Source organism: Lysobacter sp. Root983 (assembly GCF_001429345.1).
Classification (GTDB): domain Bacteria; phylum Pseudomonadota; class Gammaproteobacteria; order Xanthomonadales; family Xanthomonadaceae; genus Lysobacter.
Genome location: NZ_LMJO01000001.1, coordinates 655,260 through 670,343 on the forward strand (window position 1 = coordinate 655,260; position 15,084 = coordinate 670,343).

11 protein-coding genes and 1 pseudogene are annotated in these 15,084 nt (G+C 67.7%); all 12 read right to left on the bottom strand.

Annotated features, from left to right (window positions below; genetic code table 11):
- Positions 1-10: 10 nt before the first annotated feature.
- Positions 11-1,846, bottom strand: a complete 1,836-nt coding sequence (locus ASE43_RS02880) for a 2Fe-2S iron-sulfur cluster-binding protein (RefSeq protein WP_057159411.1) — start codon at positions 1,844-1,846, stop codon at positions 11-13.
- Positions 1,843-2,535, bottom strand: a complete 693-nt coding sequence (locus ASE43_RS02885; protein WP_056174913.1) for a PepSY domain-containing protein — start codon at positions 2,533-2,535, stop codon at positions 1,843-1,845. Before ASE43_RS02885 ends, ASE43_RS02880 begins: the two co-directional genes overlap by 4 nt.
- Before the next feature lie 77 nt (positions 2,536-2,612).
- Positions 2,613-5,348 (bottom strand): TonB-dependent receptor, encoded by a 2,736-nt coding sequence (locus tag ASE43_RS02890; RefSeq protein WP_057159412.1) that lies wholly within the window; start codon positions 5,346-5,348, stop codon positions 2,613-2,615.
- A 115-nt stretch (positions 5,349-5,463) separates the two neighbouring features.
- The gene (locus ASE43_RS02895) at positions 5,464-5,841 is read right to left on the bottom strand and encodes a CopL family metal-binding regulatory protein (protein WP_057159413.1); all 378 of its coding nucleotides are present in this window, start codon (positions 5,839-5,841) and stop codon (positions 5,464-5,466) included.
- Between the two features lie 169 nt (positions 5,842-6,010).
- Positions 6,011-6,814, bottom strand: coding sequence for a TSUP family transporter (locus tag ASE43_RS02900; RefSeq protein WP_057159414.1), 804 nt, complete (start codon positions 6,812-6,814; stop codon positions 6,011-6,013).
- An 82-nt stretch (positions 6,815-6,896) separates the two neighbouring features.
- Positions 6,897-7,133 (bottom strand): annotated as a pseudogene (locus tag ASE43_RS02905) (single-stranded-DNA-specific exonuclease RecJ); the annotation flags it as partial.
- A gap of 173 nt (positions 7,134-7,306) precedes the next feature.
- Positions 7,307-7,732: a hypothetical protein gene (locus ASE43_RS02910; RefSeq protein WP_057159416.1), complete on the bottom strand. Its 426-nt coding sequence runs from the start codon at positions 7,730-7,732 to the stop codon at positions 7,307-7,309.
- A gap of 6 nt (positions 7,733-7,738) precedes the next feature.
- Positions 7,739-9,529, bottom strand: coding sequence for a single-stranded-DNA-specific exonuclease RecJ (gene recJ, locus ASE43_RS02915; RefSeq protein ID WP_082607065.1), 1,791 nt, complete (start codon positions 9,527-9,529; stop codon positions 7,739-7,741).
- Between the two features lie 10 nt (positions 9,530-9,539).
- Positions 9,540-10,487, bottom strand: coding sequence for a hypothetical protein (locus ASE43_RS02920; RefSeq protein ID WP_057159417.1), 948 nt, complete (start codon positions 10,485-10,487; stop codon positions 9,540-9,542).
- A 25-nt stretch (positions 10,488-10,512) separates the two neighbouring features.
- Complete coding sequence (greA, locus tag ASE43_RS02925; protein WP_056174930.1) at positions 10,513-10,989, bottom strand: transcription elongation factor GreA; 477 nt, start codon at positions 10,987-10,989, stop codon at positions 10,513-10,515.
- A 184-nt stretch (positions 10,990-11,173) separates the two neighbouring features.
- Positions 11,174-14,422: a carbamoyl-phosphate synthase large subunit gene (carB, locus tag ASE43_RS02930; RefSeq protein ID WP_057159418.1), complete on the bottom strand. Its 3,249-nt coding sequence runs from the start codon at positions 14,420-14,422 to the stop codon at positions 11,174-11,176.
- Between the two features lie 4 nt (positions 14,423-14,426).
- Positions 14,427-15,077, bottom strand: a complete 651-nt coding sequence (locus tag ASE43_RS02935; RefSeq protein ID WP_056174937.1) for a hypothetical protein — start codon at positions 15,075-15,077, stop codon at positions 14,427-14,429.
- Positions 15,078-15,084 lie beyond the last annotated feature (7 nt).

The following is a 15,084-nucleotide window of genomic DNA, read 5'->3' on the forward strand; positions in this document are numbered from 1 at the left end:
GTCGCGACGCTCAGATCTTGAAATCGTCGAACGCGATGCGTTCCTCCGCCACACCCAACTTGCGCAACAGCTGCCGCGTCGCAGCCAGCATCGCGGGCGGTCCGCACAGGTAGAACTCGCACGCGGCCAGGTCCGGATGCGCGCTCAGCAGATGCGCATGGGTGGCCTCGTGGACCAGGCCGCGCACCAGGCCGTCGCCCTGCTCGGCCTCTTCCGACAGCACCAGGTGCCAGCTGAAATTGGCGTGGCGCCGCGCGAGCTCGGCCATCTCCTGCACGTACGGCGCTTCGCGCAAACGCCGCGCGCCGTACCAGTAGTGGATGCGCTCGGGCCCGCCCCGATCCAATCGTGCGCGAATCATCGCCCGCAGCGGCGCCATGCCCGCGCCGCCGCCGATGAAGATCTTCTCGCGCTCCCCGGGCCGCAACGCGAAGTCGCCGAAGGCGCCGCTGAAGTCGACGTCGTCGCCGGGCTTGAGCGAATACAGATAGGTCGAGCCCTTGCCGAACAAGGTGCGCTTCTTGTGCTGGCCGCCGGGGCTGAATCGCGCCAGCAGGGTCAGGCACCCATCGGCCTGCTCCACCGGCAAGGCCAGCGAGTACGAACGGCGCACCGGCTCCTTGTTGTGCAGGCTGGCCGGCAGATCCAGCGCGGCCCAGTCCTCGCGGTGGTGCTCGGGATAGTCGATGTCGTCGCGTCGCAGCGTGTAATCGGGCACGTGCAGCTGCAGGTAGGCGCCGGGCTGGAATTCCGCCCCCTGTGGCGACTGCGGCCGCAGCACGATCTCGCGCAGGAACGGCGTGACCGCGTGCACCGACTCGACCGTGGCCTTGCGCTGCGTCCACAGCGCCGCCCCGCCCGCCACTTCGATCTGCAAATCGCCATCCAGGGCCAGGTTGCAGGCCAGGCGATGCCCCAGGCGCAATTTGCTTTCGGCCAGGTGGGCGCGGTCGGCGCTGCTGGGCGGCGGCGCGGTGCCGCGCACGCGCACCTCGCACAGACCGCAGCTTTGGCCGCCGCCGCAGTTCGAGGGCAGTTGCAGGCCGCTGCGGCCCATCGCCAGATAGACCGTGTCGCCACGGTGCGATTCCAGCGAGCGCAGCTTGTCGCCGGCTTGATCGAACACCGTCAGCGCGCGCCGCGGCCGCCAGCGCGCGGGCACGAACTCGCCCAGGCGGAAGCTGGCGACCAGCAGCCACGCGCCCGACAACGCGATCCACAAACCGCCGGCCGCGGCCATGATCACCAGCGGATTGTTGAAATCCTGGCGACCGGTGTAGTCCATGATGTGCAGCATCCAGAACAGATCGAACAGGCGCCAGCTGTCGTTGCGCCGTTCCAGGATGCGGCCGTCCTGCGCCGACAGGTACACACTGGTGCCGTCGGCATCGCCGAAATCCACCCGCCAGATCGGCCCGGCATGGCCGCGCACCTCCAGCGTCGCGCGCGGCATCCACTGCGGCGCGCCGGGACGCCCCTCGCCCACGTAATCCGCCGCGGCCAGTCGCGCGGCCAACGCGGCATCGATCTTCAGCGGCATACCGTCGCGCGCATCCACCAGCCAGGCCGCGGACTTATGGCTGAGGCGATAGACCGGCCGTTCCAGCAACCAGGCCGCATCGACGCTTTGCACCGGCTTGCCGGCCTGGGCCAGCAGTTGCGTCGGCGCCAGCGTGCGCGCGGGCCAGGCGCGCGCCTGCGCCTCGGCGTGGGCGCGATGCTGATGGCCTTGGACGGTGTCGTGATCGAGCACGCTCATCACCAGCCCGCTCGCGGTCCACAGTACGAACTGCAGCGCGACGATCAGGCCTACCCACTTATGCAGCTTGCGCATCCAGGGCGTCATGCGGGCCGCCTCCGGCTGAAGCTGTACAGCAGCAGCCACACGCCGCTGAGCGCGAACACCAGACCCAGCCCGGACGCGATCCGCAGCAGGTTGTTGTTGACGTCGCTGCGCTCCTGGTAATCCATGATGTGGAACATCCACAGGAAGTCGAACCAGCGCCACAGGTCGTGGCGCTTGGCCAGCAACTCGCCGGTTTGCGGCGAGAGATACAGCGCGGTTTCGTTGTCGTCGGCGAACGCGACCCGCCACATCGGCACCGGTCGGGTTTTGACTTCGCTGGGCGCCTCATGCAACAGCTCGACCGAGGCGATCGGCGCCTTACCCTGATACAGCGACACCGCCAGGGCGCTGGCGGTGGCCTCGTCCAAGGGGCTGATCGGATCGCCGCTGATCGCATCGACCAGGCTCAGGCGCTCGCCCTGGCGCAGTTCGTAGACCTCGCGCTGCATGAAGCGCTTGAGCCGGAATTCGCTCAGCTGCGGGTAGCGCGCGCGCAGTTGGTCGGGGCTCAAAAACGCGCTGGCCGCCGACAGCGGCTGGGCCCGGGTATGCGCTAGATGATCGCCATGGATGATGTCGATCGAGATCGAGGTCATGTAGAGGCCGCTGATCATCCACAGCAGGGCCTGGACGCCCACCACCAGAGCGATCCATTTGTGGGCGCGACGCGCCCAGAATGCAGGTTTCATAGCGTCACCTATCGGAGTTCATGTAGTCGGCGAGTCCGCGTTCCTGCCGGCGCGCGGCCGGCAGGAACGTTCGGGTCTCACCAGCGGTAGGTGGCTTTGAGGTTCCAGCGCCGGCCCAGCAGGTCGTAGGTCATGGTGTCGGTGTTGGCGTCGGTCCAGCTCTGAATGAACGGCGGCGATTTGTCGAACAGATTGTCTACGCCGACCGAGAGATCCAGCGACTCGCTGAAGGCGTACTTCACCTGGGCGTTGTGGTAACTCAGGCTGGGCGCGCGATCGCCGATGTCGCCGCGTTCGGCGTTGATGTCGTCGGCCGAGCCGATGTACTGCACGCTGTAGGAGCCCGACCAGGGACCGCGCGCCAGCGTCAGCGAGCCGAACGAACGCCACTGCGTGTAGCTGCCGCGGCCGCCGGTGATCTTGCCGGCATAGCGGATCTCGTCGGCGCCCAGGAACGGCCGCACGTCGTAGTTCTTCAGATACGACAGGTCCCAATTCACGGTCGCGTCCCAGCCGCCCAGCGCGAACTGGTACAGCAGGCCCAGATCGATGCCCGACACTCGCTCGCTGGCCGCGTTGACCGGCTGCGCCGACAGGAAGTCGATCTCGCCGGTGAGCGGATTGCGGGTGAAATTGGCGTTGCTGCAGAACGGGTGGCTCAAACCCGGCGTGTTGTAGCAGACCGAAAGCTTGGTCGAACCGTCGATGCGCTGGATCGCGTGGTCGATCTTGATGTTGTAGTAGTCCAGGGTCAGGGTCAGGTCGGGCACGAAGCTCGGCGTCCAGACCGCGCCGACGGTCAGCGTCTTGGCGTCCTCCGGTTTGAGGTCCGCGTTGCCGCCCACCGTGGTCAGCACGGTGTTGCCCAATTGGGTATAGCCCACCGGCACGCCCGAGGCCTGGCAGTTCTGGTAGATCGTCGACGACGCCGGCTGGCTGCTCCAGCCGCTGCAGGGATCGGTGGTGGTGAGGTTGCCTTCGGACACGCCGCCGAACAGCTCGGGCACGTTGGGGATGCGGAACGCGGTGGCATAGGTCGCGCGCAACTTCAGCGAAGGCACCACCTGCCAATCCAGGCCGACCTTGTAGTTGGTGTCAGCGCCGAACAGGTCGTAGTCGGAATAGCGCACCGCCGCGTTGAGGGTCAGCGATTCGGCCAGGGCCCTGCCCTGCAGCAAGGGCACCGCGACTTCGGCGAACACTTCCTTGGCGGTGTACTCGCCGGCGATGCGCTGCTGCTGGTTGGTGTTGGCGATGCCCAGCACGGTCAGCGGATCGGGATCGCGCCAGCCGCGCTCCTTGCGCACTTCCACGCCGGTCGCCAAGCCGACCCAGCCGGCCGGCAGCTCGAACAGCTGGCCGCTGATGTTGGCGGTGAAGCTTTTCTGCTCGTTGCCGCCGCTGTCGCGGGTGGTGAACATGATGTAGTCCAGCACCTGCTGGGTGACGTCGCCGTAGCCCAGATAATCGGCGCAGGGAATCGCCGCGCCCGGCGCGTTGCTGCACAAGGCGGTGTTCAAGGTCTGATCGACGCGGTCCAAGTTGGCGACGTTGTTGGAGCCGTCGATGCCGGTGTTGCGCCCCCAGTTCAGCGCCGCCGACCAGTCCCAGCCCACGCCGAGCTTGCCGTCCAGGCCCAGCACCACGCGGAAGGTGTCGGTCTCCTGATAGAACTTGCGCACGCCGGCCTCCTGCAAACGACGGCGCTGCAGCAGCAGGTTCTGTCCGGTCGGGTTGGTCGGATGGTTGGCGGCGATGTTGATCGGCCGGTACTGGCCGATCGCGCCCGGCGTGGCGAGCTGGTTGGAACGCCGGTTGGTGTACATCAGCTCGGTGAACAGGCGCAGGTCGTCGTTGAGGTTCAGATTGCCGAAGCTGCTGAAGCTCAGGCGCTTGATCGGGTTGACCGCGTTGAGATACGGGTTGCTGTTGTAGTTGTGCTTGGCCGGCGAATAGGTCTCGTAGAAATCGCCGTCGCCGTTGGGGTCCTGGTTGAAGTTCACCCGGCGCCCGTCGGCTAGCACGGCGCGGCCGCCGATGGTGGTCGAGCTGCCCACGCAGACCAGTTGGCCGTTGGACTCGCCCAGGCCGCAGGGCGCGCGATCGGCCATGTTGACCGAGCCACCCTCGGTGTAATTGACCGCAGCCATGATCGAGCCGCGCTCGCCGCTCATACCCCAGGTCAGATCGACCGCGGTCTCATCGCCATCGCCCTGGAAGGTCTGACCGTAGCGCACCGAGGCTTCGACGCCGTCGAACTTCTTCTTGGTGATGATGTTGACCACGCCGGCCACCGCGTCGGCGCCGTAGATGGCCGAAGCGCCGTCCTTGAGCACCTCGACGCGCTCGATCAGGGCGATCGGGATCACGTTGAGATCGACCGAGCTGTTGGCGCCGGTGCCGCCGTTTACGATGCGGCGGCCGTTCAACAGCACCAGGGTGCGGTTGATGCCGAGGCCGCGCAGATTGACCTGGGTGGTGCCGTAGCCGTTATCGGCCCAATAGGCGTTGGTCTGATTGCCGGCGAAGCCCGCGGCCGCGGGCAAACGTTGCAGCAAGGTGTCGACCGAGATCGCGCCGGAACGCTGAATCGCTTCGCGGTCGATCACGGTGACCGGGCCGACGCCGGAAATCTGGGCGCGCTTGATATGGCTGCCGGTCACGGTGACCGTATCGATGGTGGTCGCTTCCTGCGCGGTGCTGTCGTCCGTGGGGTCGATCGGTGCGGCGGTTTGAGCGTTGACGGCCTGGCATAGGCCCGCGGACAGCATCAGGCCTATCGCGGCGGCGAGGTGGTTGCGCTTGCAGTACATGGAATTCCCCGAACGGTTCTGGATCTGGTGTCGAACGCCCACGGCGACGCCCGCGCGGATGCGCGCACGCGAAGCTGGAAGCGACGGAGACCACCACGCAGGTGGTCGGACCGGATCAGGCGATCGGAGGTCGGAATACGCCGGTAGCGGCTGCGGGGGCGGCGGACACCGGCGCCAACGCCACGGGTTGGTCGGCGAGACGGTGTTGGGCCGCGAACGGCACGCTGTGGATTACCGCCAACACCGGGAAGGCGCAGGCGCAGCAACCCGAACCGGTGCCGCAATCGCAATCGCGATGCGGCGAACCGCCTTCGCGATGCGGGGTCTGCTCTTCGCAGTCTTCGTCCGCCACCACTGCCGCGGCGGCTTCGGTGGACACCGCGGCGGCGACGCCCTCGGTGGCCATGACGCTGGAACTCCACAGCGACAGCGTGCCTTCGAGGCAGAACGCCACGATCAGCAGGCAACGCAGCAATGTGCCGTAGGAGAACATAGGTTCGCAGCGTACGAGGACCCCGCAATCAAATAACATGTGGAAAAAGCGTGTGTCAACCGCGTGACGCGGACCGCACGCATTCACTATTTGCCGCAACAGGCGACTCGCCGACGCGCATGCGGCGCGAGGCGATGAGGCCCAGTCGCACCGGCAAGGACGCGGGCGCTCAGCCGCCGCCGGCGTCGGAAAAATGCGCCGCCAACGCCAAACGCAAGGGATTGCCCGGGTCCGACAACAGTTTCACCGTGAGCGCCAGACAGATCACCACCAACACCGGCCGCACCGCGCGCGCGCCGAAACGCATCGCCGCGTGCGCACCGACCTGCCCGCCCGCAACGCTGGCCAGGGCCATCGCCAGTCCGACCGTCCACAGCACATGCCCGCCGGCGATCATCACCGCCAACGCGGCGAGATTGCTGGCCAGGTTGAAGAACTTGGTCTGCGCGGTCGCGCGCACCACGCCCAGGCCGCCCAGCGCGACCAGGGCGGTCGCCATGAACGAACCGGTGCCGGGCCCGAAGAAGCCGTCGTAGACGCCGATCAGCGCGATCAGCGCCGCCAGCGCGTACGGGCCGATGCGCTGATGGCTGTCCTGATCGCTCATGCGCGGCGCGAGCAGGAAGTAGGCCGCCATCGCGATCAGCAACAAGGGAATCACGCCGCTGAGGAATGACGGGTCCATGCGCTGCAGCAGCCAGGCGCCGCCGGTCGATCCCACGAACGCGCCCAGCGCGGGCAAGGCGTAACGCCGGAAATCGATATGGCCCTTGCGCGCGAACGCGAACACCGCGCTGGAGGTGCCGATCGCGCTTTGCAGCTTGTTGGTGGCGATGGCCGCCACCGGCGGGATGCCCACCGCCATCAGCGCCGGAATCGTCAGCAGCCCGCCGCCGCCGGCCAGCGCGTCGATGGCGCCCGCGACGAAGGCCACGGCCATGAGGAAGGCGATGACCTCGGGCGAGAACTCCATCGACGGCGCACCTGGATCGGGGAGCGCATTGTCTCCGCTACGGACCGCACTGGAAAGAAGGCCGTTGCGCGGCCGTCGCCGGCTAAGCCGGCTCGCGGTGCACGATCACCAACTGGATCGCATCGCCGCCACGGTAGTCGTCCGGTTCCAGCCGATACGCGATGCGCACGCGCGCCGGCGGCGGATCGCCGTGCCAGCCGCCGAACTCGATCGCGTTCAAGCGCCGGCCTTGATGGCCCAGTTCCAGCTTGAGATGGCGCTCGCCGACCACGCGCCAGCCCAGCACCGGGAACTCGCCGTCGAACTGCGGCTCGGGAAAGGCGGACACCCGTGGCCCCAAGGCCCGCCGAGAAAACCGCCAAAAGGCGTCAGATCGCAAAAAAGCCGATCGGTGGCTGTTCTGCCTTCCTCAACTGCCTCCGGGCCTGTGCCCAAGCAGCTACCAGCACTCGCGAATACACCCATCAGGGCGGCTTCGGCTTGAATGAGTTGTTAGCGGCGCCCAACAGGCAGCGCGGCCAACACAAAACCTACGCCACCCCACACTAGAGGCGCCAGCAAGTAGTCCATGTAGGGCTGGAAGCTCCACTGGAGCAGACCAATAGAAAGCACGAAGGGGATGGCCCAAGCCACGGCCCAAAGCCCAGCAAACATAGATACGCGCCAGTTTTCTGAGGTGAAAGTATAGACACGGCGGCGTTGGCGGGCTGAGCGTACTTCGATAGCACCGGCAAAGCTGGAGGGAACGACGACGAAGACAAAGCCGATCGTTAGGGCTTTCTGAAAATCATCACCCCCTAGCCAGTGCAAGCCGCCAATGATGAAGAACGCGGGAAAGCCGATCTTGAGCAGATCAACGGCAATGCGCCACGCGCCGCGAGGCAGGCTTTCAATGTCAATCTTGCGACCAGTCCACATGCACAGCTAACTACCTTTTAGACCGACTGTTTGGGGCATTTCTGGCGTTGCTATCAAACTGCTATACCTCTCGGCTGTATATGGCTCGCGGTAGACGATGTTGAGCTGGATCGCGTCCCCGCCCCGGTAGTCGTCCGGCTCTAGCGTGAACACCAGCAAGATGCGCCCGACGGGGGGTTCCCCATCCCAGCCGTTGAAGTGGATCGCGTTCAGCGGCTCCACCCGCCCCTCGATCCGCAGCACTAGCTTCACGTGCTTCTCGCCCAGCACGCGAAAGCTCAGAACGTCGGCAATCACATTCCAATTCGGGAGGGGGAAGCCCTGCCCCCACGGCCCGCCGTCGCGCAGCGATTCGGCGCTGGCGCGGTCGAACTCGCCCGCGCCGAGCTCGCCGTCGCTGAGCACGTCGGCTTGCAGCAGTTCCGGCGTGAGCGAGGCGGCGGCGCAGCGTTCGAATGCGGCGCGGAACGCGTCGAGAGCGTCGCGGCGCAGCGACAGCCCCGCGGCCATGGCATGACCGCCGAAGCGTTCGATCAGCTCGGGATGCTGCGCGGCCACGTCGGCCAGCGCGTCGCGGATGTGGAAGCCGGGGATGGAGCGCGCCGAACCGCGCAGCGCGTCGCTGCCGGGTTCGGCCGGCGCGAACGCGATCACCGGGCGGTGCAGGCGCTCCTTCATCTTGGACGCGACCAGGCCGACCACGCCCGGATGCCAATCTTCGTCGAACAAACAGACCGCGAACGGTACGGCATTGGCATCCAGCGCGACTTTGGCGAACGCGGCCGCGGCCTCGTCGGTCATCTGCTGCTGCACCGCGCGTCGTTCGGCGTTGATCTCGTTGAGACTGTGGGCGATCTCGCGCGCCTGCGCCTCGTTCTCGGTCAGCAGGCATTCGATGCCCAAGGCCATGTCTTCCAGACGACCGGCGGCATTGAGGCGCGGCGCCAGCGCATAGCCGATGTCGGCCGCGGTCAGACGGCGCGCATCGCGTTGCGAGACCTCGATCAGGGCGCGCAGGCCGGCGCCGCCGTGCCCCGCGCGCAGCCGGCGCAAGCCGGCGGCCACCAGGGCGCGGTTGTTCGCGTCCAGCGGCACCAGGTCGGCGACGGTGCCGACCGCGACCAGATCCAGCAGTACCTGCAAGTCCGGCCCATTGCCTTCGCAGCGCCCCTGCGCGCGCAGCGTGCGGCGTAGCGCCAGCAGCACATAGAACATCACGCCGACGCCGGCCAGGGCTTTGCTGGGAAATGCATCGCCGGGCAGGTTCGGATCGACGATCGCGTCCGCGGGCGGCAGGCGTTCGCCGGGCAGATGGTGGTCGGTGACCAGCACCTGCCAGCCGCGCGCCTTGGCCGCGGCGATGCCGGCGTGGCAGGCGATGCCGTGATCGACGGTGACCAGCAGATCGGGTTGCAGCGCGGCCAGTTCGTCCACCAGCGCCGGCGACAGGCCGTAGCCGTGCACCATGCGGTTGGGCACCGCATGCGAGACCCGGCGCGCGCCGAGCATGCGCAGTCCGCGCACGCCGACCGCGCAGGCGGTGGCGCCGTCGCAGTCGAAGTCGCCGACCACGACGATGTGGCGATCCTGGGCGATCGCATCGGCGAGCAAGGCGGTGGCGGCGTCCAGGCCGCCGAGTCCGTCGGGCGGCAGCAGTTGAGCCAGGCGCGGCTGCGCCTGTTCTATCGCGATCGCGCCGCGCGCGGCATACACGCGCCGCAGCAGCGGCGACACGCTGTCGGGCCAGGCGCCGGGGTCGGCGATCTGGCGGCGGCGCAGGCGGGCGGGTTCGGTCATGCGCGCGCGGTCATGCTTGCAGCGAACGCAGCGGCTTGCGCCAGAAGCGCCAGCGCTGCGCGCGCGCGAGTTCGTAGGCTTCGCTGCCACCGAATTCCAGTGCGATCCGGCTCACCCGGCCGGCATCGAGTTCGGCGCTCAACGGCGTCAGCCAGTCGCGCTCCAAGGCTTGCAGGTCGCGTGCGCGGCGCAGATCGACCGCCAGGTCGCCCTCGCCCGCGCTCCAACGCGGCGGCAGCGCCGTGGCCTGGACGCCGGCCAGCGCGCCCAGCGCGGTCAGGGCTTCGTCGTCGCTGCAGATGCGCGCGTAGGCGCTGCGCACGTGATCGGGCAGCAGCCCCGCGCCCCAGAACCACAGCGAGTTCACCGGCGCCTGGCCGGCGGCGATGCGCTGGGCGTTGCGTGGGTGGTTGTGCAGCGTCACCTGCGCTTCGCTCAGCAGCGAGCGCCAGCGCCGGCCTTCAGGGCTCTGGTCGGCCGCGTCCGGCAGGTGTTCGAACAAGTCGGCGCCGAGCACGGTTTCCGGGCTGGCGAAGCTCGGCAGCTTGGCGCCTTGCGGCAGGCGCAGGTACCAGCGCGAGGGCCGCGGCGCGTCGATCGGAAAACCGGCATCGCCGAACAAGGGCTTGAGCGCGCGCAGGAAGTCGGCGGCCTCGGCCTCGTCCAGGCCCAGAGCCTGGCCGTAGGCGAGCAGGCGCGCGCCGTTGAGGTCGGGTCGCACATAAGCCGGATCGGCGCGCATCCAGGCCGCGTGGGCAGCATCGCGGGCGTCGCGCTGGCGGGTGGCCGCGGCCACCGGCCAACCGCGCGGCAGCACGTCGAGCACGCGCGCGAGCGGATCGCCGCTGCGCGCGATCCGGTCGGCGCGCGCGAGCCGGCGGCCCAGGTCCTCGGACAGGCGCTGGCCGCCGAAGCGTTCGCGCTCGGGCAGCAGCAGGGTCGCGGTGGTCGGAGTCATGCGCGGCCTCGCGGTCGCGGCCTGCTCAGCCGGCGTAGCTGACGCCGACGATTTCGTACTCGTGGGTGCCGCCCGGCGCCTCGATGACGACGCTGTCGCCCTCGTGCTTGCCGATCAGGGCGCGCGCGACCGGCGAGGAGATCGCGATCAGGCCTTGCTTGATGTCGGCTTCCAGGTCGCCCACGATCTGGTAGGTGCGTTCTTCGTCGGTCTCGACGTCGGCCAGCTCGACGGTGGCGCCGAACACGATCTTGGAACCGGCGTTGAGGGTGGACACGTCGATCAGCTGGGCGTGCGAGAGTTCGGACTCGAGCTGCTTGATGCGGCCCTCGATGAAGCTCTGCTGCTCGCGCGCGGCGTGGTACTCGGCGTTCTCCTTGAGGTCGCCGTGCGCGCGCGCTTCCGCGATCGCGTTGATCACGGCCGGTCGCTTGACCGACTTCAACTCTTCCAGTTCCGCGCGCAGGCGCTGGGCGCCCTTCACCGTGATCGGTGCTCTCATCTCATCGTTCCTCGTGCCGGCCGGGGGCCGGTCGCTTCCGTTTGCAAAGTTCGATTGTGCCGCGAACGCGGCCGCTTGGCACCCCATCGGGCGCCGGCGGGAAAATCCCTCGAAATCGGGCGCGAAACCCGCGCTGGGCGCGCGGGCCGCCGGGACGCGGAGCGGTTCCGCGTCCCGTGCCGGCTCAGGCCGCGCCCTGGATCTGCGCGTGCAGCTCCTGCAGCGACCACACCGGGCCCTGGCCGCGGTAGTCCAGCGAGTTCACCAGCGCGCGCGCGCCGGACACCGTGGTCGAGTACGTGATGCGCGCCTGCAGCGCCTCGCGGCGGATCGAGAACGAGTCCGAGATGGCCTGACGGCCTTCAGTGGTGTTGATGATGTAGACGATCTCGCCGTTCTTGATCAGGTCGACCACGTGCGGGCGGCCCTCGGTGACCTTGTTGACCACTTCGCAGGCCACGCCGTGGCCGCTGAGGAAGGCCTGGGTGCCGCTGGTGGCGACCAGGGTATAGCCGCGGCGCACCAGTTCCTGCGCCACCGTCAGCACGCGCTGCTTGTCCGGATCGCGCACCGAGACGAACACCTTGCCCACCGGCGGCGCCTTGATGCCGCCGGCTTCCTGGGCGCGCGCCATGGCCGCGCCGAAGTTCTTGCCCACGCCCATGACCTCGCCGGTGGAGCGCATCTCCGGCCCGAGGATCGGGTCCACGCCCTGGAACTTGGCGAACGGGAAGATCGCTTCCTTGACCGAGTAGTAGTCCGGCACGATCTCTTCCAGCGCGCCCTGCGAAGCCAGGGTCTGGCCGACCATGCAGCGCGCGGCGATCTTGGCCAGCGGCATGCCGGTGGCCTTGGACACGAACGGCACCGTGCGCGAAGCGCGCGGGTTCACTTCGATCAGGAAGATGGTGTCGCGGCCTTCGGCGTCGGTCTGGATCGCGAACTGGGTGTTCATCAGGCCCACGACCTTGAGCGACTTGGCCAGCGCCACGACCTGCTTGCGCAGCTCGTCCTGGGTCGCCGGCGACAGCGAATACGGCGGCAACGAGCAGGAGGAGTCGCCGGAGTGCACGCCGGCCTCTTCGATGTGCTCCATCACGCCACCGATCAGCACGTGGCCTTCGCGGTCGGCGATGATGTCGACGTCGACCTCGACGGCGTTGTCGAGGAAGCGGTCCAGCAGCACCGGCGAGTCGTTGGAAACCTTGACCGCGTCGCGGATGTAACGGGTGAGGTCGGCGTCGGAATAGACGATTTCCATGGCGCGGCCGCCCAGCACGTAGCTCGGGCGCACCACCATCGGATAGCCGATCTGGCCGGCCAGCAACAGCGCTTCCTCGGGATTGCGCGCGGTACGGTTGATCGGCTGCGCCAGGCCCAGCTCCTGGACCAGTTGCTGGAAGCGCTCGCGGTCCTCGGCAAGATCGATGCTGTCCGGGCTGGTGCCGATGATCGGCACGCCGTTGGCTTCCAGCGCGCGCGCCAGCTTCAGCGGGGTCTGGCCGCCGTACTGCACGATCACGCCCTTGGGCTTCTCGAGGTCCGCGATCTCCAGCACGTCTTCCAGCGTCAGCGGCTCGAAGTACAGGCGGTCGGAGGTGTCGTAGTCGGTCGAGACCGTTTCCGGGTTGCAGTTGACCATGATGGTTTCATAGCCGTCCTCGCGCAGGGCGAGCGCGGCATGCACGCAGCAGTAGTCGAACTCGATGCCCTGGCCGATGCGGTTGGGGCCGCCGCCGAGCACGATGATCTTGTCGCGGTTGGTCGGCTGGGCCTCGCACTCGTCCTCGTAGGTCGAGTACATGTAGGCGGTGGTGGTGGCGAACTCGGCCGCGCAGGAGTCCACGCGCTTGTACACCGGGCGCACGCCGAACGCGCGGCGCAGGGTGCGCACGGCGGTCTCGTCGGTGCCGGTGAGCTGGGCGATGCGCGCGTCGGAGAAGCCCATGCGCTTGAGCGCGCGCATGCGGGCCTTGTCCAGCGAGGCCAGGCCGGCCTCGGCGAGCTTGCGTTCGGCAGCGATCAGTTCCTCGATCTGGTCCAGGAACCAGGGATCGACGAAGGACAGCGCGTGCACGTCCTCCACGCTCATGCCGGCGCGGAAGGCGTCGCCGATATGGAACATGCGCTCCGGGCCCGGCTCCTTCAGCTCGCGGCGCAGCTTGGCCATGTCGGTGTCGCTGGACAGGTCCAGGCCGGTCGGGTCGAGGCCGACCTTGCCGGTCTCCAGGCCGCGCAGGGCCTTGTGCAGCGACTCCTGGAAGGTCCGGCCCATCGCCATGACTTCGCCGACCGACTTCATCTGCGTGGTCAGGCGCGCGTCGGCCTGCGGGAACTTCTCGAAGGCGAAGCGCGGAATCTTGGTGACCACGTAATCGATGGTCGGCTCGAACGAGGCCGGGGTGGCGCCGCCGGTGATCTCGTTGCGCAGTTCGTCCAGGGTGTAGCCGATCGCCAGCTTGGCGGCGATCTTGGCGATCGGGAAGCCGGTGGCCTTGGAGGCCAGCGCCGAGGAACGCGACACGCGCGGGTTCATCTCGATCACGACCACGCGACCGTTCTGGGCGTTGATGCCGAACTGCACGTTGGAGCCGCCGGTGTCGACGCCGATCTTGCGCAGCACCGCGATCGAGGCGTCGCGCAGGCGCTGGTATTCCTTGTCGGTCAGGGTCTGCGCCGGCGCGACCGTGATCGAGTCGCCGGTGTGCACGCCCATGGCGTCGAAGTTCTCGATCGAGCACACGATGATGCAGTTGTCCGCGGTGTCGCGGACCACTTCCATCTCGAACTCCTTCCAGCCCAGCACCGACTCCTCGACCAGGATCTCGTGCACCGGCGACAGCTCGAGGCCGCGCTTGGCGATATCCTCGAACTCTTCCTTGTTGTAGGCGATGCCGCCGCCGCTGCCGCCCAGGGTGAAGCTGGGACGGATGATGGTCGGGTAGCCGACCCGGGTCTGGATATCGACCGCCTGCTCGAAGCTGCGCGCGACTTCGGCCTTGGGGCATTCCAGGCCGATCTCGGCCATCGCCACGCGGAACAGCTCGCGGTCCTCGGCCATGCGGATGGCTTCGCGCTTGGCGCCGATCAGCTCGACGTTGTACTTCTCCAGCACGCCGTTGTCGGCCAGGTCCAGCGCGCAGTTCAGCGCGGTCTGGCCGCCCATGGTCGGCAGCAGCGCGTCGGGCTTTTCCTTGGCGATGATCTTCTCGACCGTCTGCCAGTTGATCGGCTCGATGTACACGGCGTCGGCCATGTTCGGGTCGGTCATGATGGTGGCCGGATTGCTGTTCACCAGCACCACGCGATAACCCTCGTCGCGCAGCGCCTTGCAGGCTTGCGCGCCCGAGTAGTCGAATTCGCAGGCCTGACCGATCACGATCGGCCCGGCGCCGATGATCAGGACGGTTTTGATGTCGGTGCGCTTGGGCATTGTGTCACTCGAGGATCGTGGAAGGCGGTACGTCGCAAGTGGTCATCGCGCCGAGCATCAGCTTCAGCACCAGACGGGTGCCGATGCTCTTGCCGGCGTCGCTGTTCTCCTGCGCCGTCTTGGAGGGATCGAAGGCTTCGCCGATGCCGACCAGCTCGCGCAGCGGCGCGTGCTTGGGCTCGGTGATGAAATCGATGAAGGACAGCATCTGATCGGCCTTCATCTTCTTCATCACTTCGGTCGTTTCGACCTTCTTGCCGGTCTGGGCTTCATTGACCCCGGCATTGATGAAATCGGAGAACACGCTGGCGGCGCCGCCGTTGAGCAGGGCCAGGTCGGCGTCGACGCGGCCGGGATTGGCCTTGACGTACTCCAGGGCCTGGGCGCGCTTGCTGCGGCGATAGCCGTCGGTGGACAGCTCGTTGCGCAGGCAGCTCAGCTTGGCCGGCTCGACCTTGTCGGCCTTGCCTTGCAGCGGCCACTCGGGGTCGCCGGCGGCGGCATCGTCGAGGATCTTGCCGAACGGCAGCATCTGCATCATCACGTCGGCCAGCTTGTCGGCCTGGGCCTGCGCGTTCTGGGCGCTGGCGACGATAGGAAGCAGCGCCAGCAAAGTGGCGGCGACGACGGCATTGCAGCGAGCTTGCAGGGTCATTCCTTGT